3 protein-coding genes and 1 pseudogene are annotated in these 2,454 nt (G+C 62.0%); all 4 read right to left on the bottom strand.

Features of this window, described 5'->3' with window-relative positions:
- Window positions 1-309: 309 nt before the first annotated feature.
- Entirely contained in the window at window positions 310-1,029 is a 720-nt protein-coding gene (locus QT222_RS02390; RefSeq protein ID WP_049917463.1) for a DUF8116 family protein, read from the bottom strand.
- Between the two features lie 110 nt (window positions 1,030-1,139).
- Window positions 1,140-1,598: an OsmC family protein gene (locus tag QT222_RS02385; RefSeq protein WP_491476185.1), complete on the bottom strand. Its 459-nt coding sequence runs from the start codon at window positions 1,596-1,598 to the stop codon at window positions 1,140-1,142.
- A 64-nt stretch (window positions 1,599-1,662) separates the two neighbouring features.
- Complete coding sequence (locus tag QT222_RS02380; protein WP_491476184.1) at window positions 1,663-2,220, bottom strand: DUF8054 family protein; 558 nt, start codon at window positions 2,218-2,220, stop codon at window positions 1,663-1,665.
- A pseudogene (locus tag QT222_RS02375) lies at window positions 2,217-2,454 on the bottom strand (nucleotide-binding protein); the annotation flags it as partial. The gene QT222_RS02380 and the pseudogene QT222_RS02375, both read right to left, overlap by 4 nt.

Here is a 2,454-nt window from a genome sequence, read left to right as displayed (position 1 = left end):
GTTCTCCACACATTCAAGTGTATGGGAACAGCCCCAATTTGTCAGAATATCTAGTACGGCTACAGGGACAGAATAGACGGGGGCAGCCGCTCACGGTGACAGAATCCGCGAGTATGAGAAGGAAGAGTGCATACGGCCGGGCACCCGCCTACACTCCACGGACACTGGGGAACACTCCCCTGTATACGCAACCCAAGCGCAGGTATCTACCTGCAGTACCTGCGTTTATCCCCCATCGTTAAAACATTTTTCAATTGTCATGTGTCTCGTATGGATGCATATCACGGCGTTTAGCGTCGGATACACGCCTTAGGAGAGGGCACGCCGTTCGCGTTCGAGAATCCGGGCCCAGAGGTCAAACAACGCGCTGTCGAGGTCGTACACGTCTGCAATGCGGCGGACCCACTCGTCGTCAGAAAACAGGAGCCGCTGGAAGGTTCGAACGTCTGGGTCGAGGTCCGACCGGCGACCGGTGTAGTACGCGACCGTCTGCTCGCGGGTTCGCTCGACAAATAGTGGCGGCACGAAGATTCCCGATTCGCGTGCGACGTAGACGAACCATTCGAGGTGGAGTACGGCGGCGGCGAGAGTGAATTGGTCGGCAAAGCCGTCGACGTACGCGGTCGCTGGACGACCGTCGATGTACACGTCTTCGGGACGGGAGAACCGCGGTACCGACAAGTGCGGGAGGTCAGTCGCGTACTGCTTTGCGACTCGACGGAGTTGAAAATCGGTGTAGGAACACGGTGCGGCAAGTCCGAGTTCGTACCACAGTGGCATCCACTGGCAAAACGGGTCACAAAACGTGGCGTCGGCCAGAAGGTCGGCAGCAACAGAGCGGGCGAGGTCCGGCGGCAGGTCCGTCCGTCCAGCACGCATCGCATCGGTCGCGCGGACGACCCGCGATTCGAAGTCCCCGACGCGAAGGCCCAGCCCCGCAGCGACGTCGTGGACGTACTCAGCGCCGATACGATACCAATCGGCGAAGTCGGCGGGACGGTGAAGTCGAAGCAAACGCAGGACAGTCACGGCCGAATTATGGGTCATGGTGCTTAGTATCTGTCCCCAAATCGGTGCAGAATAGTGGGACGACCGCTCGGTCTTCGCTCACTGCTGGACGTTCAACGTGTTGCCTCGACTCACTGGTGGGTAAACGAGAGTGCGAGGGGCGTGGTGTTGGTCAGGTTGTCGCTCACCGGACATCGCTCTTCGACCGTCGAAAGCCACGTCTGGATGGTCTCGTCGGCGGCGTCGACTTCGGCAGCAATATCGACGCGAATCTCCTCGTAGCCAGCGCGCGGTTCGTCGCTCTTACCCATGAACTTCGCGGGGTCGAGGTCGCCCTCGATGGAGATTTCGAGGTGCTGCACGTCGAGTTCCATCTCGCGGGCAACCTGATACGCCGTGACGTTCAGGCAGCCGGAGAGCGCGCCGAGGAGGTACTCGACCGGGTTCGGCCCGTGGTCGGTCCCACCGAGGTTTTCGGGTTCGTCGACGACGAACTCGAAATCGCGGGTGGACACGCGGGTCTTTGTCGGAGATTCTGCTGCTGCGGTGACGCCAAAGGTGATGACTTGAGCTTCTCTTTCGGTGGACATACTCGGATAGACGAACAATAGCGGAATAATCCCAGATGGCGGTTCCCAGCGGCTGGGAAGCGTGTTACGTGCTGTCGGTGTCGTCGTCAACTAATACGTCGTCGAGTCCCCACTCCGAGGCACGAGCGCGTGCTTCCTCCCGCGCTTCGGAGCGAATCGCCTCGATTGCATCGGCGTCCGAGAGGAACGCTTCGACCGAACTCTGGTCGCGGCCCTCCTCGCGTCGAGACGCGGGCGCTGCCTCGGTTGTCCGTTCGGCCAGTCGCTCGTCACCCGCGAGGATGCGCGCGGGAGCGCCCGGCGGGACGCGAAACTCGTCTACATCGTGTGCATCCGCGAGGTCGTCGGGGTCGACAGCGTGGATTGCAACCCGGTTCGGACCGGTGACGGCGAACCCCTCCAACCCGTCTCGGCCACCCCGTTCGTTTTCGGTGTCGTACGCGAGGACGGGAATCCCGTCTTCGAACGTAACGACGCCTCGCGTGGTCTCTCCGAGGAGCAGCGCGTCCTGTGGCTCGAAAACGACGTATCCGGTCAGTCCTTCTTCGAGGACCGACCGAAGCACGTCCGCCGCGTCGTCGACTACCCGTGACCGGAGAAGGGCACCCTGGGGGATTCTCATATACGCTCGGGAACGCCGGCGTTTTTGAATCGCTCAGCCACGTCGCTTCCATCGCCGTCGCGGACATCTAATCGGGCGGCAGCCTCGCGGAAGGCGTCGGCCGCCGGGTCGGCGGGTGCGTGTGCCAAAAGGGGTTTTCCCTCCCGCCGGGCGGCGCGAACTGCGTCACTCTCGGGAATCGACGCGAGCGTCTGGCCGCCGAAATACCGGCCCGCTTGTTCGGCGATTCGGTCG

The sequence above is a fragment of the Haloferax sp. s1 genome, from assembly GCF_058382125.1.
The sequence above is the reverse complement of the archived record's forward strand: the minus strand, read 5'-3'. Positions and strand labels throughout refer to the sequence as shown.